The sequence below is a fragment of the Streptomyces sp. NPDC059008 genome (assembly GCF_042749045.1).
GTDB lineage: Bacteria > Actinomycetota > Actinomycetes > Streptomycetales > Streptomycetaceae > Streptomyces.
In genome coordinates this window covers 12,069-31,954 of record NZ_JBHYJC010000023.1, presented here as the reverse complement: position 1 = coordinate 31,954, position 19,886 = coordinate 12,069, and the positions used below count along the sequence as shown (strand labels likewise).

The 19,886-nt window shown below is 67.2% G+C and carries 22 protein-coding genes, 1 tRNA gene and 1 pseudogene; 7 read left to right on the top strand and 17 right to left on the bottom strand.

The window, feature by feature from the left end:
- Positions 1 to 79 precede the first annotated feature (79 nt).
- On the top strand, positions 80 to 1,327 hold the full coding sequence (locus tag ACFWZH_RS25075; RefSeq protein ID WP_384435303.1) for a M6 family metalloprotease domain-containing protein: 1,248 nt from the start codon (positions 80 to 82) through the stop codon (positions 1,325 to 1,327).
- A 107-nt stretch (positions 1,328 to 1,434) separates the two neighbouring features.
- Here ACFWZH_RS25075 and ACFWZH_RS25070 read toward each other — a convergent pair whose 3' ends face one another.
- On the bottom strand, positions 1,435 to 2,076 hold the full coding sequence (locus tag ACFWZH_RS25070; protein ID WP_384435300.1) for a TetR family transcriptional regulator: 642 nt from the start codon (positions 2,074 to 2,076) through the stop codon (positions 1,435 to 1,437).
- Between the two features lie 63 nt (positions 2,077 to 2,139).
- On the opposite strand from ACFWZH_RS25070, the gene ACFWZH_RS25065 reads away from it, so the two are divergent.
- The 3 genes from ACFWZH_RS25065 (at position 2,140) to ACFWZH_RS25055 (ending at position 2,954) form a co-directional block, all read left to right on the top strand.
- Positions 2,140 to 2,343 (top strand): hypothetical protein, encoded by a 204-nt coding sequence (locus ACFWZH_RS25065; RefSeq protein ID WP_384435516.1) that lies wholly within the window; start codon positions 2,140 to 2,142, stop codon positions 2,341 to 2,343.
- Positions 2,340 to 2,642: a hypothetical protein gene (locus ACFWZH_RS25060; protein WP_384435297.1), complete on the top strand. Its 303-nt coding sequence runs from the start codon at positions 2,340 to 2,342 to the stop codon at positions 2,640 to 2,642. Before ACFWZH_RS25065 ends, ACFWZH_RS25060 begins: the two co-directional genes overlap by 4 nt.
- Positions 2,643 to 2,881: 239 nt before the next feature.
- Positions 2,882 to 2,954, top strand: a tRNA-Arg gene (locus ACFWZH_RS25055).
- 89 nt (positions 2,955 to 3,043) lie between these two features.
- On the opposite strand, the gene ACFWZH_RS25050 is transcribed toward ACFWZH_RS25055, so the two are convergent.
- The 11 genes from ACFWZH_RS25050 to ACFWZH_RS25000 all read right to left on the bottom strand — a co-directional run bounded on the left by ACFWZH_RS25050 (position 3,044) and on the right by ACFWZH_RS25000 (position 9,531).
- Complete coding sequence (locus ACFWZH_RS25050) at positions 3,044 to 4,165, bottom strand: tyrosine-type recombinase/integrase (protein WP_384435294.1); 1,122 nt, start codon at positions 4,163 to 4,165, stop codon at positions 3,044 to 3,046.
- Positions 4,165 to 4,377, bottom strand: coding sequence for an excisionase family DNA-binding protein (locus ACFWZH_RS25045; RefSeq protein ID WP_384435501.1), 213 nt, complete (start codon positions 4,375 to 4,377; stop codon positions 4,165 to 4,167). The genes ACFWZH_RS25050 and ACFWZH_RS25045 overlap by 1 nt, the downstream gene beginning before the upstream one ends.
- A 2-nt stretch (positions 4,378 to 4,379) precedes the next feature.
- Positions 4,380 to 5,777, bottom strand: a complete 1,398-nt coding sequence (repSA, locus tag ACFWZH_RS25040; protein ID WP_384435498.1) for a replication initiator protein RepSA — start codon at positions 5,775 to 5,777, stop codon at positions 4,380 to 4,382.
- An 11-nt stretch (positions 5,778 to 5,788) separates the two neighbouring features.
- Entirely contained in the window at positions 5,789 to 5,989 is a 201-nt protein-coding gene (locus ACFWZH_RS25035) for a hypothetical protein (RefSeq protein WP_384435291.1), read from the bottom strand.
- A 93-nt stretch (positions 5,990 to 6,082) separates the two neighbouring features.
- Positions 6,083 to 6,361: a hypothetical protein gene (locus ACFWZH_RS25030; RefSeq protein ID WP_384435289.1), complete on the bottom strand. Its 279-nt coding sequence runs from the start codon at positions 6,359 to 6,361 to the stop codon at positions 6,083 to 6,085.
- 22 nt (positions 6,362 to 6,383) lie between these two features.
- Positions 6,384 to 6,572 (bottom strand): mobile element transfer protein, encoded by a 189-nt coding sequence (locus ACFWZH_RS25025; protein WP_384435286.1) that lies wholly within the window; start codon positions 6,570 to 6,572, stop codon positions 6,384 to 6,386.
- Positions 6,573 to 6,584: 12 nt separating this feature from the next.
- The gene (locus ACFWZH_RS25020; protein WP_384435283.1) at positions 6,585 to 7,307 is read right to left on the bottom strand and encodes a DUF2637 domain-containing protein; all 723 of its coding nucleotides are present in this window, start codon (positions 7,305 to 7,307) and stop codon (positions 6,585 to 6,587) included.
- A 68-nt stretch (positions 7,308 to 7,375) separates the two neighbouring features.
- Positions 7,376 to 7,558 (bottom strand): hypothetical protein, encoded by a 183-nt coding sequence (locus tag ACFWZH_RS25015; protein ID WP_384435280.1) that lies wholly within the window; start codon positions 7,556 to 7,558, stop codon positions 7,376 to 7,378.
- A 5-nt stretch (positions 7,559 to 7,563) separates the two neighbouring features.
- Positions 7,564 to 7,764 (bottom strand): hypothetical protein, encoded by a 201-nt coding sequence (locus tag ACFWZH_RS25010; protein WP_384435277.1) that lies wholly within the window; start codon positions 7,762 to 7,764, stop codon positions 7,564 to 7,566.
- Positions 7,765 to 7,855: 91 nt separating this feature from the next.
- Complete coding sequence (locus tag ACFWZH_RS25005) at positions 7,856 to 9,199, bottom strand: FtsK/SpoIIIE domain-containing protein (RefSeq protein WP_384435274.1); 1,344 nt, start codon at positions 9,197 to 9,199, stop codon at positions 7,856 to 7,858.
- Between the two features lie 2 nt (positions 9,200 to 9,201).
- Positions 9,202 to 9,531, bottom strand: a complete 330-nt coding sequence (locus ACFWZH_RS25000) for a hypothetical protein (RefSeq protein ID WP_384435271.1) — start codon at positions 9,529 to 9,531, stop codon at positions 9,202 to 9,204.
- Between the two features lie 138 nt (positions 9,532 to 9,669).
- On the opposite strand from ACFWZH_RS25000, the gene ACFWZH_RS24995 reads away from it, so the two are divergent.
- Entirely contained in the window at positions 9,670 to 10,536 is an 867-nt protein-coding gene (locus ACFWZH_RS24995; protein WP_384435268.1) for a GntR family transcriptional regulator, read from the top strand.
- Complete coding sequence (locus tag ACFWZH_RS24990) at positions 10,526 to 11,209, top strand: HAD family hydrolase (protein ID WP_384435266.1); 684 nt, start codon at positions 10,526 to 10,528, stop codon at positions 11,207 to 11,209. Before ACFWZH_RS24995 ends, ACFWZH_RS24990 begins: the two co-directional genes overlap by 11 nt.
- Positions 11,210 to 12,385: 1,176 nt before the next feature.
- Here the strand turns inward: ACFWZH_RS24990 and ACFWZH_RS24985 are convergent.
- Positions 12,386 to 12,923 (bottom strand): annotated as a pseudogene (locus ACFWZH_RS24985) (tyrosine-type recombinase/integrase); the annotation flags it as partial.
- A gap of 315 nt (positions 12,924 to 13,238) precedes the next feature.
- Between ACFWZH_RS24985 and ACFWZH_RS24980 the strand changes: the two are divergent.
- Positions 13,239 to 13,688 carry a very short patch repair endonuclease gene (locus ACFWZH_RS24980; protein ID WP_384435263.1) on the top strand — a complete coding sequence of 150 codons (450 nt, stop codon included), beginning with the start codon at positions 13,239 to 13,241 and terminating at the stop codon, positions 13,686 to 13,688.
- Here ACFWZH_RS24980 and ACFWZH_RS24975 read toward each other — a convergent pair.
- From ACFWZH_RS24975 to ACFWZH_RS24960, 4 genes are read right to left on the bottom strand one after another with little or no spacing between them, the layout of a single operon-like run.
- Complete coding sequence (locus ACFWZH_RS24975) at positions 13,639 to 14,259, bottom strand: hypothetical protein (RefSeq protein ID WP_384435260.1); 621 nt, start codon at positions 14,257 to 14,259, stop codon at positions 13,639 to 13,641. The genes ACFWZH_RS24980 and ACFWZH_RS24975 overlap by 50 nt on opposite strands.
- Positions 14,259 to 15,911 carry a helicase-related protein gene (locus ACFWZH_RS24970; RefSeq protein WP_384435257.1) on the bottom strand — a complete coding sequence of 551 codons (1,653 nt, stop codon included), beginning with the start codon at positions 15,909 to 15,911 and terminating at the stop codon, positions 14,259 to 14,261. The genes ACFWZH_RS24975 and ACFWZH_RS24970 overlap by 1 nt, the downstream gene beginning before the upstream one ends.
- Positions 15,908 to 18,265 carry an ATP-binding protein gene (locus tag ACFWZH_RS24965; protein WP_384435254.1) on the bottom strand — a complete coding sequence of 786 codons (2,358 nt, stop codon included), beginning with the start codon at positions 18,263 to 18,265 and terminating at the stop codon, positions 15,908 to 15,910. Before ACFWZH_RS24965 ends, ACFWZH_RS24970 begins: the two co-directional genes overlap by 4 nt.
- The gene (locus ACFWZH_RS24960; protein ID WP_384435251.1) at positions 18,262 to 19,446 is read right to left on the bottom strand and encodes a DNA cytosine methyltransferase; all 1,185 of its coding nucleotides are present in this window, start codon (positions 19,444 to 19,446) and stop codon (positions 18,262 to 18,264) included. Before ACFWZH_RS24960 ends, ACFWZH_RS24965 begins: the two co-directional genes overlap by 4 nt.
- Between the last annotated feature and the right edge of the window lie 440 nt (positions 19,447 to 19,886).

Genomic DNA, 19,886 nt, shown 5'->3' with positions numbered 1-19,886 from the left:
AGGCCGGATGACGACGCCATGCCTCCAATTGACGCAACACCGCGCGCGGGGGAACACCCGGCGATCCAAGGTGATCGTCATGAGGCGCAAGATATCCGCGGTGCTGGCCGTCGGCGCGGCCTGCGCGACCGCGGCCGTCACGCTGGGCTCGCCCCCCAGCGCCGTGGCCATACCCCCGGGGCCGGGCGTTCCCCCGAGCGGCCCCTGCGCGCTGCGCGGCATCACCGACGACGTCGCCGAATCCGCCGACACCCCCGCCGGTTTCGCCCGCTCGTCCGGCGTCGTCAGGGCACTGACCCTCTTCATCGACTTCCCCGACGCCCACGCCCCGATATCGCCCAGCGCCCGTTTCGCCGAGTTCTTCCCGGCCGCGACGGACTACTTCCGGACCAGCTCGTACGGCAGGCTGAGCTATCTGCCCGTCCCCCTCTTCCGCTGGATCCGTATGTCACGGCCGGTCGCGGCGTACGGCATCGAGCGCGGCGCCAGCTTCGACCCGGCCTCGGACGGCGGCTATCACGCGCTGGCCCAGGAGGTCGTCCGCGCCGTCGACGGGACCGTCGACTTCCACGACTACGACGTCGTCAACATCATCGCCACACCCAACGCGGGCCCGCCCGCGACCCGTACGGTTCTCTCGGTCACCTTCAGCGGTGGCGACATGGGCATGAAGACGCCCGACGGGGTGCCGTTCCGGAACGTGTCGTTCATATGGAGCCGGCAGATCGGAGCGAGCGCCTTCCGCGTCCTCAACCACGAGAACGCGCACAGCTTCGGCCTGCCGGACCTCTACTACAACGACGCGCGCCATGCCCCAGCCCCCGCGGGGCACTGGGACCCGATGGACGAGGACTGGGGGCCGAGCAACGACTTCGTCGGCTGGCACAAGTGGAAGCTCGGCTGGCTCTCCGCCGACCAGGTGCACTGCGCACCGCCCCGCGGAACGCCCGCCGAACACACCCTCACACCGATCTCCGTCCCCGGCGGCACCAAGATCGTCGTCATCCCGACCTCACCGCACACCGCGCTGGTGGTCGAGGCCCGCACCCACGGGCTGCTCGAACCGGCGGTCTGCCGGCCCGGCGTCCTGGTCTACCGCGTCGCCACCGACGTCCCCTCGGGCCGCGGCCCGCTCCGCGTCGTGGACGCCACCCCGCGCAGCGGCGGCTGCTACCAGAAGGACAAGTACGTCGACTCGGAACTCACCGACGCCACCTTCCGCCCCGGCAGCACCTACACCGACCGCGCCAGCGGCACCTCGGTCACCGTGCTCACCGAAAGACCGGACGGCACCTACCGCGTACGAGTGACCCCGGCCCGCTCCTGACACCCACCGCCACCCGCGCCCACGGCACCAGGGACCGCCACAGGTCCACTGGGGCCACCAGGCCCACCCGCCCCACCGAGACCTACTACTCCCTACCCCCCTACTCCCTACTCCCCGCCCTCCTCCCCCCAGTGCCGCCGGCCGATGCTGATCAGCCGCAACTGCCGACGGGCCGTCCGCACCACCCGTTCGGCCGCGCCCTCGGCCCCGTCCTCCTCGGCGTCGAGCAGCGCCGCGGCCGTGGTCACCAGCCGGTCCACATACAGCTCGGCCAACATCCGCACATCGTCGTCGCGCCAGCCCTCCGACACCGGCTGGGACTTGAGAGCCGCGGCGACCTCCTCCGCGAACCGGTCCAACTCCCCCGCGATGGCCTGCCGCACGGCCCGTACGCCCCCGTGCCGCTCCCGCGCCACGAACCGGATGTGCAGCGGGTACGTGCGCACGTGCTGCTCGACGACCGCGACCGTACGGTCGATCCGCTCCTCGGCCCCGTCCTGCTCGGCGAGGATCGCCCGCACCATCACATGCAGACTGCCCAGCGCCTCCTCGACCAGCGCGACGCCCAGTTCGCCCAGGTCCCTGAAGTGCCGGTAGAACGCGGTCGGCGCGATGCCCACCACCCGCGTCACCTCCCGCAGCCCCAGACTGCTCAGACTCTGCTCCTCCAGCAGGCCGAGCGCCGCGTCGAGCAGCGCCTGGCGGGTCTTCTGTTTCTGGGCCTGCCGGACCCCAAGGGTGTGACTCATGTCATCCAGTAAACAACCGTTCTCCGAACTTCTCCACCCGTGGGGAGTCGTATGCTGGAGTCAGTGAGTGAACAACTGTCCTCCGAATCGGAAAGGCGGATCATGCTCTTCCTCGTCGCTGCCCTCCTCCTGATGGGGATCGCGCTGGGCACCGCGGCACACCTCCCCCTCCCCGCCACCCTCGTCGCGGCAGCCGTCATCGCCGTCTGGCTGCTCGTCTTCTCCCTGCGCGAACGCCGCCACCGGACCGAGGTGACCGCCCGATGACCGCGCTCACCCAGGCCACCTCGACCGCCGCGGCCAAGTCCCCCCGCCGGTCGGACCGTTCGCGCTCGCACGCCGACGGCATGGCCGTGGCCTCCTTCGTCCTCGGGCTGCTCGGCACCCTGGTCCTCAACCTCGTCCTGGGCCCCTGCGCCCTGATCCTCGGCGGCCTGGCCCTGGCCCGTGGCACCACCCGCCGCGGCCGCGCCCTCCTGGGCCTCGCCCTCGGCGCCGCCGACCTGCTCGTGCTCGCCCTCCTCGTCACCCTCGACGGCACGGTCAGCTGGCACATCGGCGGCTGACGACCACACCCCACCCGGCCGAGCGCACCCACGCCCCCAGGGAGGCGGCCGCGGGACGCCGGCCGCCCCAGGGAACGGCCACCGCTCCCCCGGAACGCCCCCTGAGGCACCGGCCGTCCCTCATCACCCCGCCCCCATCCGCTACGCTGTCCTGGGCTCCCCTCAGGGGCGTCCAGGCCCTTGCCGAGACCGGATGTATTTCCCACGCACCACCGCCATCCACGTCTCCCACAAGGCCCGCCTCCGTAGCTCAGGGGATAGAGCACCGCTCTCCTAAAGCGGGTGTCGCAGGTTCGAATCCTGCCGGGGGCACATGGCTAAGGGCCAGTTCAGAGGCTTGATCCTCTCGAACTGGCCCTTTCGCGTGATCACGGTCGTGCCACACACGTGCCACAAGCCCGCTAAGAGTCCTCCCCTCGCTCCTTGCGGATCATCGAGCCGAGCCGATCAGCGATCTCCCGATCACGGCCGTTGACCATGTGCTGATAGATCAGCGCCGCCCGGGGCGTGCTGTGCCCCATCCTGGTCATCAGCTCACGCAGGCTCGCGCCGGACGCAGCGAGGGTGTTTCCGGTGTGCCGAAGATCGTGGAAGTGGACATCGGCCGTGACGCCCGCCTTAGTCCGTGCCTTGATCCAGTCATCCCGGAAGTTGCTCCGGCGCAGCCGACCGCCCTGGGGCCCGAGGAACACGTGACCGTCACGGCCAGGCCCGGCGTAAGCGTCGAGGTGCTGCTTCACGTCCGGCAGGAGTTCGGTCGGGAAGGCCACCGGCCGAACGCCGGCATCGGACTTGGGCGCCTTGTCGAAGAGACTCCCTGTCTGCATCTCGGCCTGAGATCGCCGGACCATCAGCGCAGCACTCTCTGCATCGACATCCCTCCGCCGGAGCGAGGCCAGTTCCCCGAAGCGCAGACCGGTGAAGGCAGCCAGGAGGACCAGCATCCGGTATCGCGACGTGATCGCGTCGGCCACGGCGTACACCTCCGCCACGGTGAGTACCGGCCGCTCCGGCACGTCGTAGCGATCGGCACCCTTGATCCGGCACGGATTACGCCGGATCAGCTCATCATCAACGGCCGTGTTCAGAATCGCCCGCATGATCTGGTACGCCTTGACCACCGTCGGCTCACCGGTCCGTGTAAGCCACGCCGTACGCCAGGCTCGAACCTGAGCCGTCGTGATCGAGGACAACGGCCGCTCGCGAAAAGTGGGCAGCAGATGCAGCCGAATCACCGACTCATGACGCTCATGCGACCGGTCTGCCAGCTTGCGATCCTTGAGCCACGCAGTCGCGTACTCACCGAAGTGGACCTTGCCCGCATCAGGGTCGGACCACTGACCACGAGTGATGTCCGCCTCGATGTGGGTCAGCGCGACTTCCGCGTCCGTCTTGGTCGCGTACGTCTCCTCAGCGCTGCGGAGCTGACCGGTGTTCGGATCACGGTAGCGAACCTGCCAGCGGCCGGACTTGAGCTGACGGACCGAGCCGAACCGACGCCGCTTGCCCTGGTTGTTCGCCATCAGGCAACCCTCCTGAGCACGGAAGGACGAACGATCACCGGGTGGACGGTGTGCTCAGCGACGTAGGCAGACAGGGCGCTCTCCGGGATACGGACATGCCGGCCGACCTTGACGAAGGTTATTCGCCGTTCCTCGATGAGGCGTCGAGGGAAACGGACACCTGTGCCGAGCAGTTCGGCAACTTGCTGCACGTTCAGCAGCCGATCGGCCATGGTCACCAGTCCCCCTCGATGTCGTCTTGGAGCTCCGCCAAGGCTTCGCGGGCGGTGTCGCGATTGGCTTTGATCTCGCGTGCGAGCTGTTCAGCGAGCCAGGATTCGCCGGGGGTGTGGCCGTGGCCGGCGTAGGCCCAGTGGGCGACGGTGAGCGTGGTCGCCTCGGGGCAGTCGTCGGGGTCGGGTAGGCCGAGGGCGGTGCGTTGCTGGGCGGCGCGGTAGTCGGCGCGGACCTGGCGCAGGGCGCCGAGGGTGGTGGAGTAGCGACGGGACTTGGTGGAGAAGTGGCCCCGGAAGCCGAGCATGTGAGCCCACTGCCAGAGCCGCCGGTCCGGGTAGAGCTCGTCGAGGTCCCAGCAGGCGCGGATGAGGCGGCGAGTGTGGTCGGGTAGGTCGGGGCGTTTGTCGAGTTCGGCGAGTTCGCCGATGCGGCGGTCGACGGTGCCGGTGGTCTCGGCGGCTTTGGTGGCGTACTTGGCGACGTAGGAGGCGACGGCTTGTTCGGTGAGGTCTTCGCCGCTGCCGAAGGCGCCGATGGGCTGGACGTCGAGCTGGGTGCCCCAGCGCAGGGTCCGGGCCGGCTGGTCTCCGGCTGGAGGTAGGGAGACTTCGGCGCGTGCTGCGGCGGCGCGTAGGGCGTCGGTGAGCAGGTCGAGGGTGGCCCAGGCCGGGGGTTCGGTGTCGGGGCCGTCGGGTCCGTCGAAGCGGATGACGGCGTGGAAGTGGATGGCGCCGCGCTTTTGGTACTCGGCGACCTTGCCGTAGGAGACGCGGAGTTGGGCCTTGAGGTCCTTCTGAGTGAGGCCAGCGCGCTTGGCCAGCTCGCGGGGCAGGTAGATCGTCACGTAGCGCCAGAGGTGTCCGGCGTGGTTGTTCCACAGGACGGCACCTGCGTAGTCGTAGTTGGTGGGGTTGAGGGCGGTGCCCAACTCGGGTGCGTCTTCGGGGTGGTGGGTGCCGCAGCGGCAGGGGCGGTTGCCGGGGCGGTTGTGGACGGGGCCGAAGGACGGGGCGGTGAGAGTGGCGAAGACCCGGGGGTGGTCCCGCACGGTCTCTGGGGTGCCTTTGGCTTCGTCGCCGGTGAGACCAGCGCGGATGAGGTGGTAGGTGTCGCCGGCGTAGGTCCAGGCGCAGGAGGGGCAGCGCGAGGCGCGGCGGTTGCCGCAAGCCACCCGGAGCCGACCACCGGGCTCGTGGTCGGTGCTGTAGGCGTGCAGGACGGTCTTGGTGGCCGGGTCGAGGGTCTTGGTCGAGCCGACCAGGTGGATGGGGTCGGAGCAGCCGCCGGTGCGGCGGATTTGGTCTTGCCAGCGGTCGAAGCCGGGGGATCCGGCCACCCGGAGCAGGTCGCCCAGGGTGGTCGGGTCCAGGCCCGCCAAGGTGGCGGCGTCGGTCATAGCCACGGCGGTCAGCGAGTGGCCAGGGTGAGGGTGGACTTCCAGTACCGGGGCATCCGGGCGATGACGCCCAAGCCCCAGCAGGCGGGGCAGTCCTTGGGCGCGGTGAGGCGGTGGCCGTGCGAGTCGCGGAGGCCGCAGTCGATGACGACGGTGGCGAAGCCGTCGCAGTGCGGGCAGACGCGGGCAGCGAAGGGATTGTTGTGGTGCATGATGGACTCCCCTTTCGGGTCGGTGAGGTCTGGATGGGGTGCCGGCGTCCGGGGCGGCGGAAGTTTGGCGACCGAGGCCGTCCCGGGGGCCGTTCAGCTCTTGTGCTGCTTGCGGGCGAGCTTGATCGTGAGGCTGGCGCCGCCGATGGTCGGGACGGCTGCTGCGGCAGCGGCGGCCGCGATCTGGAAGGCAACGGCGAGCACGATCAACACGACGGAGACGCCGAGGGTGATCGCGATCGTGAGCAGGATCGGCCCGGCGTAGGAGCGGGGCGGGGCCTGGACGATGACGACGTTGCGCGGGTCGACGCCGGGCGGGATCAGGTGTGCCGGGCGGTGGTTGGCACGCAGTTGGGCGTCCGGGTAGCGCACGGGGTTGCCTCCCTTCGGCGGGTTAGGGGTTGCAGCGGTGGGTGCGGGCGGCGAGTTCGGCGGCGGAGCGGTCGCGGTAGTCGGCGGAGAAGCCGCAGCCGGGCGCGGTGCAGGCAGCAGTGTGCTTGGTGCGGCCCCGGCCGTCGTAGTGCGAGCCGACCTGGACGGGGCCGATGCGGATCACGTCGTAGAAGCGGTTCGGACGAGCCATGTGAGCCTCCTTTCAGGCGAGTTGGGCAGTGATGGCGTCAGCCAGGACCGGCGGGACGCCCAGACGATCGCGCAGGGTCCCGGGGTCGATCGGTGAGCCGGTCGTGGCGCGGTGGGTGTCGGCGATCTTCCGGGCGTGATCCAGCAGGGCTGGAGGCACCGCGGGGACCGGGGCTGCGGCCGGCTTGGTGGCCGGGGCAGACGTGGGTGCAGGGGCGATGGGACGGGTGTCTGGCTCCTCGACCGGCACGGGCGCGATCTCCGGCGCAGCCGGCACCTCGGGCAGGACCGGAGCCGGAGCAGTCTCCACGTCGATCTCGTCGTGCTCGTCGGCCGGGGCAGGCGTGGGGCCCGGTGCTGCATGGGTGGGTGTGTGGGCGAGGAGGGTTCCGCCGAGGAAGGCCAGGGCTGGCCATCCGGCGACGAGGATGCGCAGCCAGGCCGGTACCGCGTTGAGGTCGAGGAGTCCGGCGGTGGCGATGTTGGCGCCGAGGGATGCGGCCAGGGCGATGACGAACCAGGTCCAGGCGGATCGGGCTGCGTGGTCGTTGGCTCGTAGGGTGCGTAGGCGTCGCCAGGCGGCGACGAAGAGCAGGTCGACGCTGACGGGGTAGGCCCAGGCCTTCCAGCCGTGCTGGCCGGCTGCTTCGGCGATGTCGTGGAGGTGGGCGAAGGACAGGGCACCGGCGATCACGGCCTGGACGAGCACGGCGTCCAGACGCATCTTCGATCGCATCGCGGTACCTCCTTCCGGGATCAGGCCGGGTCGGGCGGGGTTGAGGTGTCCGCCTGGCGCGCGGCAGTTCAGTTGATGGGGGCTTCGCCGGTGCCCCAGCAGGTCAGGCACAGGGCCTCCTGCTTGTGCGGGCTGTCGTGCTTCTTGCGTGCGCCGACCTGGAAGGTCTCGGAGGTCTGTCCGGCGTCCTTGCAGTCCGGGCACGGCTTCTTCGTCGCCGTCTTGCGAGCGGCGGCCTTCTTGGCGGCCATGCCGGTCAGCTCTCGTTGCTGGGGTAGCCGTGGCCCTCCGGCGGGTACTCCTTCGGGCTGGTGGTGACGCAACCGTTCATGACGACCGAGGCGAAGTCGGAATCCGCGTCGTCGCGGTAGCAGTAGGACTGTGCGGAGTGCTGCAACTGGCCCGTCAGACGACGGTCGTTGGCAGAGTCGCTGTTGCTGCGGCGGTCGCGTGCCATAAGTGATCTCCTTCGCTTGAGCCCGATTCGGGCATGACGGGGTAGGGACTTGGCGTGAGGCGGTCACGCCGACCGTGTGAAGCAAGGGGTGTTAGTCGGTAACGGGCCGGGTCTTGACCAGCGACGGCGACTCGCCGAGCGTCGGCTCAGCAGCAACGGCCGGCCGGAACGGAGCCAGCGCCGGGATGTCCGGCGTCAGGTAGGCGAACTCTCGGCAGACCGCCGCAGCCTCAGCAGGCGAGGTCTCGGGGGTGCGGATGCGGGACCAGCCGCCGGACGTGTCACCGGCGACCGCGACGCCGGGCCGGTCGGCTTGGATCGAGGTTGCGGCGACGATCGCGTCGGCCCCGATGTCCCCAAGGCCCATCTCGGCGGTCTGCTTGTCGTTGACCCGGTGCACCACACGGCCGGTGAGCTGAGCGCGCAGGGCGGTCGCCCCCTTACCCAGGTCGGAGCCGAAGCGCTGGCCGCAGACCTCCAGGTAGATGCCGATGGCTCGGGCCATCTGGCCAAGGCGGACCAGTTGCATGACCGTGTGGTCGCGGGCCGGTTCCTCCTTCTTCGAGGTCACGAAGAACAGCTCCGCGATCTCGTCGATCAGCACGACGAGCGGCACAGGGCGAACCTCATCGGACAGGTCCCACAGATCCGAGACGCCATGCTCGGCGAGCAGATCGAAGCGATCTTCCATCTCTGCGACCAGCACATCGATCAGTGCGGAAGCCTGCTCCGACGTGATCGCCAGGGCGGACAAGCGAGGCGCGTAGGCACTCTGCTCCACCCCGCGCTTGCAGTCGATGCCGACCAGGCCCACCGGCAGCTTCGCCAGGCCCTTGATCAGGTTGCGCTGATACATCGACTTACCGGACTGGTTCGCGCCCAGCGTCAGCCCGTGAGGGGCCTTGCGGTAGTCGCGTACGAACGCCGTCCCGTCCTCACGCAAGGCCACCGGCACAGCCATCGATCCGGCCTTGAGGCGGCGCGGCATCCGGACCCGCTTGAGCACGTCGTAGCCGGTCATCCGCAGCTCCACCACACCCGGCTTCGTCTCGACGACGATCACGGAGTGGACGCCCCAGGCATGCCGGAGTCGCTCGGAGGCCGCCGCCACGTCCGCCGGTTCCAGACCGGCCGGAAGCCGGAGCGAGACCCGAAGCCCGGTCGAAGTGCCCCTCAGCCGGCGGACTTTCGGCGGAACCGGCTGAACTTCGCGGCGGGCGATGTTGCGGGCCATGAACGCCCGCAGGCGCGACGGCTGCACCGTCAGCCCGCACACATCCATCGTCGAGCGGTACGTCACCGTGAACCGACCCCACGTGACCGGCAGACCCACCAGCGACCAGTACACACGCGGCGCGCGAGCCTTCGCGTAGCCGAGGCCACCCACGCCAGCCAAGGCGCCGGTCGCTTCGAGCACGGTGGTCAGGTCCGACATGATCAGGCCCCGGCAGTGATCGCGACCGCGCGGAACGAGATGCCGTGCCGCTGCTTCCCGTTGATCTCGTTCTCCCAGTCGCGAGCCTTCAGGCCCACCACCGACACCGGCATGCCCGGCGCCAGCCCCTCCGGGACGCCGGTCTGCGGGATGGCCACCTGGTAGAGGTTGCCCTCCCCCTCATCGGAGACCAGCAGGCCCACCGTCATCAGCGTGGCGCCGGTCTGGATGTCGATGGCCACTTCCCCGGTCTTCGCGTTCTTGAGCTTCGGAGTCGGCGGAGTCGCGACGAAGACCACAGCGGTCGAAGTGTCGATCTTGAACGAAGGCATGAGGAACTTCCCCTCAGAAGGTGACTGACTTGGCTAGCCTTGTTGGCTACATGACTAACGTAAGCAACATGGCTAGTCATGTCAACACCTGACTGACCTGGCTGTCCCACTGTCGGTAGGGCCGCGTAGCATCGGGCCATGACCTTCGCTCCCGACCCGCTAGACCCGGACGACGACCGGCCGCCGTATGAGCAGGTGGCAAGCAGCCTCGGAGCGGCCATCCGAACCAGGAAGCTCGCTCCCGGAGAGAAACTCCCGTCGCACAAGACGCTGACGGAGATGTACGGCTTCGCACGGGCGACCATCCAGCGCGCCCTTCGGGACCTGGAAGACGAAGGTCTGGTGGTGTCCCGGAAGGGCAGCGGAGTCTTCGTCCGTAATCGCACTGAGCGGCCCGCCGGCCTACGCCCCTACGTCGAGCAGGCTTTCTCCCGCAAAGAGGTCACGATCGACTTCGCAGGGTTCTCCAGCGAGACGCTTCATGGCGCGCTGCAAGAGCCCCTAGACAAGATCCGCGTGGGGCGTCTGACTCCGACCAGCATCACCGTCCGGATACTCGTGCCGGACATGTCAGTTCCTCAGGCCGCACCGGTGCGCCGCGAAGACGGCGAGGACGACGTGAGGCTCCGCAACCGGATGCACGACATCATGGTTGGCTACACGCGAAGCATCCGAGATTCGATCACGGAGCTGGAGCACCTCGGGCTGGTACCGGAAACTCGCGTCGACGTACGCGTTCACAGCGGGACGCAGTTCTTCAAGCTGTATGTGATCAACCGCGAAGATGCGTTCTTCGGCTACTACCCGATTAAGCCCAACAAGGTCGTTGCCCAGGGCGAGGCGATCGAGATCTACGACCTGGTGGGCAGGGACACCGTGCTTTTCCACCACTCGGTGAACGACAGCGATTCATCCAGTGGCACTCAGCAGGTACAGCAGGCCCGCATGTGGTTCGACAGCGTGTGGGAGACGATCGCGAGGGACTTCGATCTCGATGGCCAGTGACGACCTCAGCAAGACGCTGGCCCGAGCGTCCGCAGTGCTCTTCGACTTCGACGGTCCGCTGTGTGACGTGTTCGCTGGTCTACCAGCGCCTAAGGTCGCTGACGATTTGAAGCGCCAGGTTGCCAGGCAGGAACCGACGCTCAGCATGAAGCTCACTGAGACAGACGACCCGATGGAAGTCCTGCGCCTGAGCTACGACTTCAACCCTGGACTGGGCTTGCAAGTAGAGCGGGCCCTTACCGCTGCTGAGATTGAAGCTGTAGCAGTCGCTGGAGCCCCCACGGCCGGCGCAGTAGCTGCGCTCAAAGCAGCAGAAGCCGCAGGGCGCCGGGTTGCCGTCGTGAGCAATAACTCTGCTGAATGCGTCCGCGCGTTCCTCGCACGACACTCATTGAGCAACCACGTGCGCGAGGTCGTTGGCCGTGCTGCTGATCGCCCCGACCTGATGAAGCCGCATCCTCACTCGTTGCTACGAGCTGCCGAGCTCCTTGAGGTTGGGCCATCCGAGTGTGTGCTGATCGGCGACTCAGTCACTGACATCCAGGCCGCCCACTTGGCTGGGGCCACGGCCATCGGCTATGCCAACAAGCCGCACAAGGGCGAAGCGTTCACGGAAGCCGGAGCCGAGGCGGTAACTGACCGGATGGGGGCCATCGCCAACGCGATGCGATGAGGCGGGGTGAGTTGTTACAGGTTTCTCTACCTCATCAAGCCCCGCCCTTCGGCCGGGGAAGTGGGGGAGGGGGAGCACTCCGGGAACTCTCGCGGGTGGTGCCGTTCCCTTGCCGGGGCTCCAGGTGTCGATCGCTCGGTCTCTGCCCGTTGAGTCCGTGGAGTGCCCATCGAGGCCAGCAGTAGCCGTGTACCTCGTTGGTCAGCGTCTTGCGGACCGGTCCCCGCCGGGAGGGCTTGCGGCTTGTGGCTTTGGCCTTGTGGGTGCTCTTGCCTTCGGCATCCGGCGCGCAGGCCAACGGCTTTGACAGCCGCCGCTACGAATCACACCCCACCGGCCCGCCACGCGGGCCGGCGCGGGCTCGGGGACTGGGGCGACGCTCCTGCCTGCGGCCCGCTCCGCCCCGCCCCCGGCCCCGCGCCACCACAGTTGCCACGGGGTGATCCGTTAGACGCTTTGTCCCGCCCAAATGCAGCGCCGGACCGAGCAGACACCCCACCGGCCAACGCCACCACCGAGCCATCCAGCAGCCTGGCCCCAGTCACCCACCACCAGGACGAGCTGAGCAGCCGCGAAGGCGCCATGCCTCAGGAGCAGGTCCATGCGGGGCCCCGAGGGCGGCGAGGAAGTGCGGAGAAGTTGGTGGTGAGGTGGGGCGGAGACGGTGAGCGGTTTACATGGCGGGCTCGCTGCCGACCGTGCCATAGGTCTTGGTTCCGTCGACAAGGCTGGCTACGGGAGGAGTGGGGGGTGGCAGGGCTGAGCGCTCCGGGCATGCAGGCCGGCATGGGCGGGCCGCCGTACCGCCACCGTCACGGATGCGAGCGCGTGAGCGGACCGGACCCTGGTCCGTGGCTGAGGGGGAGCTGTCTGCTGCCGCGATGTGGCTCAGCCCGCCATGGGCGCTCCGCTCACTAACCCACCGTCGTGGCAATTCCGGCGTGCCACTTGTGTGCCAGATCCAAGGGGGAATCACGGGGAACAGCGGCCACGGGCAGAGCAGCGGGCAGTCACGACCCGAAGGCACAAACGCCCAGCTCAGCTAGCTAGCCCACCTACCTCGCTCCTAAAGCGGGTGTCGCAGGTTCGAATCCTGCCGGGGGCACCAGTGAGAAGGCCACCTACCGATCTTGGTAGGTGGCCTTCGACATCTACGTCTGACATCAATGGGGGCGGTCACTGACGACCGGGACGCCTCCTGAGCAGCCGGTCCATGTGACTCATCGCCTCGCGTTGCGTGTCTTGGACCACGTGCGCGTACACGTCCATGGTGATGCTGATCTGAGGAGTGCCCGAGGATCTCCATCACGACGCGGGGTACGACTCCCGCAGCTGTGAGGAGGGTGGCCGTGCCGTGGCGGGCATCGTGCGGCCGGATGATACCGGGACCGGCGGACTTGGCGACACGCGTGAACGAGCGCTACACGATGCGCGGCTCGACTGGGCGGCCGGTGCGAGTGGTGAAGACGTAGTCCGACTCCGCCCAGGCCTCCCCGGCCTTGGCACGAGCAGCTGCTTGCCGCATCCGGCGCCAACGCAGGGGCGCGATGCAGAGGCCCGGAAGCAGGACGACTCGACGACGACGGCTCTTCAGATCGTCGTCGTACAGGACGCCACGGCGGCGCTGCGTCTGCTGGCGCACGTGGAGGACGCGGCTTTCGAGGTAGAGGTCCGACCAGCACAGGCCGACGATCTCTCCACGGCGGAGACCCAATGTTCAGGAGCTTCGCCACCTCGGCGACCTTCCGGCTCGAAGCGACCAGATCGAGGATGGCGGCGGGGCAGACCACCTCCACCAGACCCCGAGCGGTTCAGTGCCCGCAGGCTGGACTTCGGTGCCGTGGGACGGGCTGGAGTCGGTGTTACGCTGCCGTCCAGTTTCTCGCTTCGCCCATACGACCGGCGACTGGTGGGTCTCGGCTGTCGACCTCGTCGCGGACTTCGTCCCAGTGGATCTCGTCGGCGCCTTGATGGACGTGTGGACTGCCGAGGCCGCCGCTGGAGTCCAAGAGTTCGGGTGGAGGGTCTGATGTCTGCTGGTTTCGACCCGGTCGTCAGTGCGCGTATGTCCCGAGTCCGAGGGCGAGACACCGCACCCGAGATAAAGGTGCGTCGGGAGTTGCATCGGCGCGGTCTCCGGTACCGGGTGAACTTCAAGCCTGTGTCCACGTTGCAGCGGACGGTCGACATCGCCTTCACCAGGCAGCGGGTCGCCGTCCTGATCGACGGGTGCTTCTGGCATGGCTGTCCGGAGCACTTTCGGCCAGCGAAGGGAGATCGAAAGGAATTTTGGGCGGCCAAGGTCGCGGAGAATCAACGGCGTGACCAGGACTCCACCAGAGCGTTCACGTCGGCGGGATGGGCCGTTCTTCGTTTTTGGGAGCACGCTGACCCAGTCGAGGTGGCCGACAAGATCGAGAACGAAGTGATTAGACGGTCCGTAAGTCGGCGGTCGCCTTCCGAGAGACCGCGTAGGTGACCTGCTCGCATCGTGCTCTCAAGATGGTGGCTAGCGAGAGCGCGAGGTGCCAGTCGTCGTCGGGCAACGGTGCGGTGTTGGGCTTGGTGACGGCGATGGTGATCAATTGCGACTCGGACTCCGCTCGACGTAGGCAGGCGTGCCAGACCATGCCCTGCAGGCCGTTCATTGGTCCCCAGGTGACGAAGGCCGACTCACCTTCGGGTCCATCGGCGAGGCACCTCATCGGCTTCACGTCCAGTGTCTGCGCGCGAAGGGTCCATCCCGAGCCCATGGCGAGCCGAATGACCGCCTGCGGACCGGGGTACTCGCGTGTCGTCATCTGAGCCATCGGCCCCACACCTTCGAGCGCCCGACGGTACTGCTTGGCCGGCCCGTCCTTGATCCACGGGCGTATCTTCTCCGTCGGCATGAACCTAGCGAGTCGCCCCCCGATCTTGGGATCCTTGACGAACCGGTCGTACATCTCAGTCGCTGCGGGCGAAGAGACCTCTTCCCACCGCATGGCGTCGAAGTGGCGGGCTAACTCCGCAAAGATCTCCAAGCGGATCGGTTCCGGAAGGGCCGCCATCAGACCCCCTCGATGGGCGGGAACTCCAAACGGACGCTGTCGTCGGCTCCCCCGAGGTCACCCACGTCGGCCATCCATTGGTCCAGGAGTCCCTTTACCCTCAGGTCCTCGAACTCGAACTGGTTCCGTCCGACCGACACCTGCTCGATCTCGCCCTCGGATACCTGTTCTCGCATGTCGTACACCTCGGCCAACCGTCGGATGTCGCTGACGAAGTCCAGTACCTCTACGTGGGTCTTTCCCCTGCGAAGGCGGAGTCCGCGGCCAAGCTGCTGCACGAAGATGCGTCGGCTGTGGGTCACCCTGGCGAAGCAGAGAATGTTGACGTCGGGCACGTCGACGCCCTCGTTAAGGATGTCTACGGCAACGAGGATGGGCACTTCTCCTGAACGGAACTTGAGCAGTCGTGCCCGCCGCTCCCGCGTCTTCAGCTTGGCGTGCAGCGTCTCGGACCGTTCCCAGCCGGGACGTCGGGCGAGCAGGTCGCGCATCCGCTCGGCGTGCTCGATCGTCTGGCAGAAGATGATGGCCCGCGGGTTCGTGGTCTGGTCCCAGACCTTCTCGAGGTGTCCTCGGACCGACTCGTCCCGCTCCGGGATGAAGAGACGCTTGTTCAGGTCCTTGATGGAATAGCCGTGCTCGGAGGCGTGGCGGACGAAGTCCCAGTCGATGTTGTCGGCGAACACGCGGTACTTCACGTCGGCGAGGTAGCCCAGCCTCATGCCCTCCGAGATGGACACTCGCTCGACTGGTTCACCGAAGGTTCGCTCGATGTCGTACTTGTCGCCTCGCCAGGGCGTGGCCGTCACACCTATCCGTTTGGCCTTGGGGAGCAGACCCATCATGGTGGCGTAGGTCCCGGTCTCTCCCACGTGGTGTGCCTCGTCCACGATCACCAGCTGGGGGTCGTAGCCCGATTGGATGTAGTCACGTGCTGTGTTCGATACGCCGAAGGTGACGCCTGGCAAGGAGTCGGGTTTCGAGTCGCCGTGCAGCAGACGCGTCGGTACGTGCTTGGGGACGTCCCGCCACATCGCCCTTTCGAGTTGCTCCACGAGATCGATCATGTGCGCGGTGACCAGCACCTTGGACCCCGGGTTGGCGAGCAGGAATCGTCGCAGCACCCTGCCGGCGACGACTGTCTTACCAAGGCCCGTGGCGAGGTAGATAAGTGCCTCACCGGTGTCCTCTAGGGCGGCCCAGGCCGCTTCCACGGCGCGGTCCTGATAGGGGTGGAGGTCAAACGGTGTGACTCGCTCCGGAGCGCGATCGTAGATCGTCGCCAGCCGTCGGCCGTCCCAGAGGGTCACGTTGACTCCGACATCCCTCAGCGCGTCCGCTCGCTCCTTGGCCTTCTGGGTGAACAGTCGGTTGGTGACCACGACCGCTCGGTGGATGGCGTAATGCCGCATCGCCGCGTGGGTTTCGTCCACGGCTTCGCGATCCACGTTGCCCGACTTCTTCCATTTCGACTGGAAGATCCAATCCTCATCGTTGAGTCGGCCAAGGAGGTCAGCGCCCTTATCGCCGGGTCCATCGATGTTGACCACATCCGTGAACGAGACCAGGCCGAGCAACCGCTCCAGCTGGCGTGTGAAGCCCTTCGGGCCTTCCTCGACAAGGAAGGCCGACTCTAGGAATGATCTATTCATGTCTGGACGATCTCCGCGTCCAGTAGGTCCGCGGTAAGGAGCAGGCGGGACAGTTCCAAGGTGTTCTGCAGGGGTGGGCCCACAACCATCCGCTTGAGGTCGGTGAGGAAGGCGCTGACACGGGCCACTTGGTCCGCCTGCGTCTCCTCGCCGAGCGCAGCGTAGGTGGTGCGGAACAAGCCGCCGTCCAGTACCAGTTCGGGACCGCTCGCAACGAGGTCGAGGACGCCTTCGACTCCCAGGTAGCGTGCAAACTCGCCGTTTTCGACTGCCGCCTTCCAATCGACGTCCGGTGCCACCGCGATGGCATAAGACTCGGCGGCCCGCTTCGACTCGCCGGACAGCGCGGACCAGAACGTGGACGCGTCCTTCGAGGTGAGGTCGGCGAGCCGATCGCGCAAGCCCTCCAGCAGCATCTCCGCGCGACTGCGCACCGCGCTGGAGTCCACCCGCCGGTCAGGGAACTGCTCGAGGATCGAGGTCACCAACCCGTCGATGGAGCCCGATACTGAGTACACGCTCTTCAACTGTGGTGCCGCGCAGACGAGCGCGACATTCAGCGAGGACCACCCGTACCGCGCGATCAGCGCGGTACCGGAGTCCACGTAGATCTCGACCTCGCCAGCGACGATCCGAACCACGGCCGGCTGCCGGTGACCGTCCTTGAGCAGTTCGACTCCGGAGGTGACGTAGACGCGAAGGATCGCCTGAGCGGTACCGAGGCGCACTCCACGGTCAGTGTCGGGGAGCAGCACCGCGTGCTCCCTGTACCTCGCGAAGCGTTGCTCTTCGGTCTCCGGCCGTGTCTCTGCGACTGGCTCCGGCTGCCTCTGATCTTTGGGCGGTGTGTGACCGTCGGCCGCCCCCGTCCCCAGATGTCCGAGCCCCTCCTGCTTGAGCCAGTCATCCTCGTCAGAGGGCAGTGCTGGCTCCGGCGGCGGTCCATGCTTGACCCGATCATGATCGGCTGCGGCCTCGTACCATTTCCCGTCGGTCTGATACTCCGGATCCCCGCTACGGAACTTCTGTGCCCATCTCTTCGCCTCATTGTGGATGGCGGTGCTGCCGTTGCCGGGCATGAGGTACCGGAGACCCGGCTTGTTCTCCCGGAAGGCGTTGAAGAACCGGCTCATCGGAGAGTCGTTCTCACGATTGAACAGGCGCTTCGCGAGCTGTGGACGCAAAGGCAGGTCGCCTCGCACCTTCTCAACCATGTACCGCCACTCCGGCGACGACGTGTCGAAGTTGGTCTTGCGGACGTTGACCGGCGCGTGGTCGAGGTGGATCTCGCCGACGATGCGGCCCATACCGAGTTCGATCGGATACTCCAGCTCGATGTCCCCGTCTGGCCCCTCCCAGTCGAACAGCGACCTGTCCCTGGTCGTGATCGCGCGCCCGCTCCGGAGGAACGTCAGACCGAAGTCGGACTTATCGGCGAACCTCTGCACGGCCAGCCACCCCACGATCCGGCGCTCTCGCTCCTGGATGTCAGTGCTCTCGCAATCAACGCACTGGTCGTACCTTGAGGTGTACCAGCGCCCGCAGTTCATGCAGGCGAACGCGTTGGTCAGTGGCACGTGGATTCGTTCCGCAGCAGGCACCTTCCCAGCCTTGTACGTGACCGACCGGGTCGGGTCCCAGATGCACGGCACGAGAGGAGACACCTGGCGAGCGTTGACGTACAGGCGCTGGTTCAATCCGCCCATCAACTCCGCGCCCGAATGAGGACCATTGGGATCACGCAGCATGTATGTGTAGATACGCCCCAGGTTCTTGCTGACCTCCCGGGTCGAACTCGCCGACTTCAACTTGTCGACCACGTCTTCGCGGAGGTTCGTCACCGACACGAGGGTGCCGTGCTCGTCGGGATCCTTCCGCTCGTAGCGCAGGGGAACCTCGTACGACGACCGCCGCTGCATCTCTCTAAGGTCGATGGTGGCGGTGATCCAATGGTCGTCGCCACGTCGTCCCGTACGGACCTCCGTTACCGTGCCCAGGCGGGCCGTGGCGATGTTGAAGCCCATGCCGAACAGGCCGAGGCTGCCGAACCGTTGCTTACCCGACGTGCCGGCGCTCAGGGCGTACCGCAACTCCGCCTGAGACATCCCCCGGCCGTTGTCGCTCACGATGACCTTGGCGCCCCTGTTCACCTTGCCCGCCGTGGGCAGGGTGATGTCTATTCGAGGTTCCAACGTTTCATCGACACGGGTGGCCTCGACGAGCTCGTCGAGGCAGTTGTCGATCAACTCGCACAGGCACTGGTGCAGTTGGAGGTCGACCTCCGCAATCATCTCCAAGATTCGAGGGGACGGCGTCAGGTTGAGGGTGCTGGGTCGCGTCTCCGTCTCCGTCATGCTTCGGCTCCCCCCGCGCACAGGGCGGCGTGGACGCTGTCGGCTACGACCCGCGCCAACTCGACGGGGACAGCGTTGCCGAGCTGGCGCATCGCCTTGCCCCAAGGACCATGCAACTCGTAGTCGTCCGGGAAGGTCTGCAGGCGGGCGCTTTCTCTGACCGTGAAGTAGCGGATGGAGCCGTCCGTCTCACGCAGCATGTTCTCGCCGCCGGGGACCCCGTGATGCCCGGCTTTCAACGTCTTCGCTGGCCAGTCCATCGGGCTGCCGGTGTGACCAGGATAGGAACGAGCTCCGGGTTGAAGGACGTGGTTGAGGACGCCCTTAGTGCCTGTCAGCGTTGGCTCGGGAAGACCGGTCAGCGCGTCCCGTATGGTGCGCCAGCGTGCTTGGATCTCGTCCGGCCCCAGTTCCGCAGGGATGGGGACGTTGGGCCGTTCCGGGCGTTTCGCCTTGGGCACTTCGTGTTCCTGCCAGTACTCGCCGGTGGTCCACTGGGCATGCAGAAGCGCGCGCTTCGAGTGTGTGACATGCGGGAATTCCCAGGTCACGTCCAGATCATTTCGGAAACCGACCAGGAAGACGCGCTGGCGCTGTTGCGGCACTCCGTAGTCTGCCGCGTTGGCGAAGGCGGGGACGACCCGATAGGACAGCTCTTGGTTGCTGGTGTCCTTGTCTGCCGCCCGGAGCCGCCGCAGGTGATCCGCCCACAGTTCGTCGGACTTCGCGGCGAGGAGGGGCAGTGAAAGCCTGGCCTGGATGTACTGGAAATAATCGGCGAACCTTGGGCGCGCCAGACCCCTCACGTTCTCGATGATGAACGCGCGGGGCCTCAGATGGGCGATCGCCTCCACCGTGGCCGGGAACATGTCACGTTCGTCGTCGTCCGCCTTGCCGCGGCCGCCAATGGAGAATGGTTGGCACGGCGGGCCAGCAGCGACGAGATCCACCTCGTCAGTGACGCGGGACCAGTTGAAGTCCCGCACGTCGCCCTCTTCGACGTGCCAGTTCGCGACGAGCGCGTTCCCTCGGGCCTGGTTCTGTCGCACCGTGTCACAGGCCCACTTGTCTAGCTCCAGGGTCGCCAGCGGGTCGAAGCCAGCCTCCTGACAACCCAGCGCAAGTCCGCCAGCGCCAGCGAATAACTCCACGCTCGCGAGCCGGGCGGGCGTGTTCCTCATCAATAAGAGGGAAGGGTGGCGAACGGTAACGCTCGCAGGAACGACCGCAGTCTCAGACATGCACTTCTTTCCAACCATAGCCTTAGTCCGAATATCATGATGCCGCACGATCCGACGACCTCGCCAGGACCTGTTGGTCTCCTGATCGCCTTCCGGGCCGTGACCGCTTGGCGCCACGGTTCAGGCGGCGTCGCCGAGGTAGCCTGCGACCGGATGTGCGCGGTCGCCTGCGCGCCGCCCTTGGCCTTTCACCAACCTGGCCGCCGCCTGCCGTGCCTGGCGCGAGCAAGTCAACAACCCCGCCAGCATGTTGCCAACGGCGTAGTTCAGCGTGCCGCACAGGGGATCCACCACCACTAGCGCACAGCGTTGGCGGCACCTTGCTGCCCGCCTTCCTCGCCGAGCACAGCACCCTCGGGCGTGCGGTACGGATGACTCTG

Coding starts and splice junctions, on each gene's coding strand:
- ACFWZH_RS25010 (WP_384435277.1), bottom strand. CDS start 7,764: ATGGCACGCGACCGCCGCAGCAACAGCGACTCTGCCAACGACCGTCGT.
- ACFWZH_RS24980 (WP_384435263.1), top strand. CDS start 13,239: ATGTCTGCTGGTTTCGACCCGGTCGTCAGTGCGCGTATGTCCCGAGTC.
- ACFWZH_RS25070 (WP_384435300.1), bottom strand. CDS start 2,076: ATGAGTCACACCCTTGGGGTCCGGCAGGCCCAGAAACAGAAGACCCGC.
- ACFWZH_RS25000 (WP_384435271.1), bottom strand. CDS start 9,531: ATGCCTTCGTTCAAGATCGACACTTCGACCGCTGTGGTCTTCGTCGCG.
- ACFWZH_RS25005 (WP_384435274.1), bottom strand. CDS start 9,199: ATGTCGGACCTGACCACCGTGCTCGAAGCGACCGGCGCCTTGGCTGGC.
- ACFWZH_RS24990 (WP_384435266.1), top strand. CDS start 10,526: ATGGCCAGTGACGACCTCAGCAAGACGCTGGCCCGAGCGTCCGCAGTG.
- ACFWZH_RS24970 (WP_384435257.1), bottom strand. CDS start 15,911: ATGAATAGATCATTCCTAGAGTCGGCCTTCCTTGTCGAGGAAGGCCCG.
- ACFWZH_RS25020 (WP_384435283.1), bottom strand. CDS start 7,307: ATGCGATCGAAGATGCGTCTGGACGCCGTGCTCGTCCAGGCCGTGATC.
- ACFWZH_RS25015 (WP_384435280.1), bottom strand. CDS start 7,558: ATGGCCGCCAAGAAGGCCGCCGCTCGCAAGACGGCGACGAAGAAGCCG.
- ACFWZH_RS24975 (WP_384435260.1), bottom strand. CDS start 14,259: ATGGCGGCCCTTCCGGAACCGATCCGCTTGGAGATCTTTGCGGAGTTA.
- ACFWZH_RS24960 (WP_384435251.1), bottom strand. CDS start 19,446: ATGAGGAACACGCCCGCCCGGCTCGCGAGCGTGGAGTTATTCGCTGGC.
- ACFWZH_RS25050 (WP_384435294.1), bottom strand. CDS start 4,165: ATGGCGAACAACCAGGGCAAGCGGCGTCGGTTCGGCTCGGTCCGTCAG.
- ACFWZH_RS24995 (WP_384435268.1), top strand. CDS start 9,670: ATGACCTTCGCTCCCGACCCGCTAGACCCGGACGACGACCGGCCGCCG.
- ACFWZH_RS25075 (WP_384435303.1), top strand. CDS start 80: ATGAGGCGCAAGATATCCGCGGTGCTGGCCGTCGGCGCGGCCTGCGCG.
- ACFWZH_RS25035 (WP_384435291.1), bottom strand. CDS start 5,989: ATGCACCACAACAATCCCTTCGCTGCCCGCGTCTGCCCGCACTGCGAC.
- ACFWZH_RS25025 (WP_384435286.1), bottom strand. CDS start 6,572: ATGGCTCGTCCGAACCGCTTCTACGACGTGATCCGCATCGGCCCCGTC.
- ACFWZH_RS24965 (WP_384435254.1), bottom strand. CDS start 18,265: ATGACGGAGACGGAGACGCGACCCAGCACCCTCAACCTGACGCCGTCC.
- ACFWZH_RS25060 (WP_384435297.1), top strand. CDS start 2,340: ATGACCGCGCTCACCCAGGCCACCTCGACCGCCGCGGCCAAGTCCCCC.
- ACFWZH_RS25045 (WP_384435501.1), bottom strand. CDS start 4,377: ATGGCCGATCGGCTGCTGAACGTGCAGCAAGTTGCCGAACTGCTCGGC.
- repSA (WP_384435498.1), bottom strand. CDS start 5,777: ATGACCGACGCCGCCACCTTGGCGGGCCTGGACCCGACCACCCTGGGC.